Annotated in this window: 2 protein-coding genes; both read right to left on the bottom strand. The window is 30.9% G+C overall.

Annotation, left to right across the window (positions count from 1 at the left end):
• Positions 1–211: 211 nt before the first annotated feature.
• Positions 212–430 carry an SdpI family protein gene (locus tag WA340_RS03835; protein ID WP_442920765.1) on the bottom strand — a complete coding sequence of 73 codons (219 nt, stop codon included), beginning with the start codon at positions 428–430 and terminating at the stop codon, positions 212–214.
• A 137-nt stretch (positions 431–567) separates the two neighbouring features.
• Entirely contained in the window at positions 568–879 is a 312-nt protein-coding gene (locus WA340_RS03830; RefSeq protein ID WP_336068597.1) for a DUF3784 domain-containing protein, read from the bottom strand.
• Between the last annotated feature and the right edge of the window lie 138 nt (positions 880–1,017).

The following is a 1,017-nucleotide window of genomic DNA, read 5'->3' as shown; positions in this document are numbered from 1 at the left end:
AGAATAAACAAAATAATTTAGCAAGGTCAAGATTAAAAGCAATATATTTTTCATAGTTTTTGTCATAATAATGCACAACGGTCTCGGCTATGAGTAGTTGCGTGGGTTAGCACTTAACTTTGCAAGTACACACCAAACTGAAAATCCGTGAGGATTTTCAGAAGTAGGCGAGAACAAGCAATTACTTATAGCCATTGTTGTGGTGTCGTTATTATTCATTCGCAAATTTACTCTTAATTGCTTTTTCAACTCGTATTAATAAAAATACGACCATTAATATCATTAATCCCAATCCTAAAAACATTCCAATTTTCCCATCGGGTTCAAATATTAATCCAATAGTCGAACTTAAAGTCAAAAGAGCTCCAAGCTTAATCATTTCAATGGAAGAGTATTTTTGAGAGAAATCCCATCTTTCTTGACTTTTCATAGAACTTGAGGTTCTGTATCCATAAAGTCCATTTATTTTTTTCGGTGGAAATTTTAGCATTAAAAATCCTGCGAGCATAAAAATTATTCCAGACGATGACGGAATTAGAAATAAGGGATTGTCAAAGGGTAAATTCATTATTGATTCTTGATTTTATATTTTTTCGAGTTTGATTTTATTAACAAGTATGGTATTCCGACAATCATTGAAGTCCAAAAAGCATAATTTTGAATACTTGGATTTTCAGTCAATACAGATATTAAATACCCAAAAATGATAATTAAAGCCATTCCAAACATCACATTTCGAAATAAATTTGCTATTCCTTCAATATTGTATTTTTCCTTTTCTTCTTTCGGCATTGTATTGTAGCCAGCAATCAGCCAATACATTTTTCCGTATTTTATTAAAAACCCAAGAACTATAAAAATTATTGCTGTTACTATCATTTTAAAATATTTTACGTTTTCCGTTGATTTCTAAACGTTCGGTCATAATGCACCACAACGTTAGCGTATAAATTTCAGTTGCGGAAAATCGGTACGATTTTCCGATTAAGACTGAAAGATAGAAAATTGCAATGAATT

This window comes from Mesoflavibacter sp. CH_XMU1422-2 (assembly GCF_037029245.1).
Taxonomy (GTDB): Bacteria; Bacteroidota; Bacteroidia; order Flavobacteriales; family Flavobacteriaceae; genus Mesoflavibacter; species Mesoflavibacter zeaxanthinifaciens.
The sequence above is the reverse complement of the archived record's forward strand: the minus strand, read 5'-3'. Positions and strand labels throughout refer to the sequence as shown.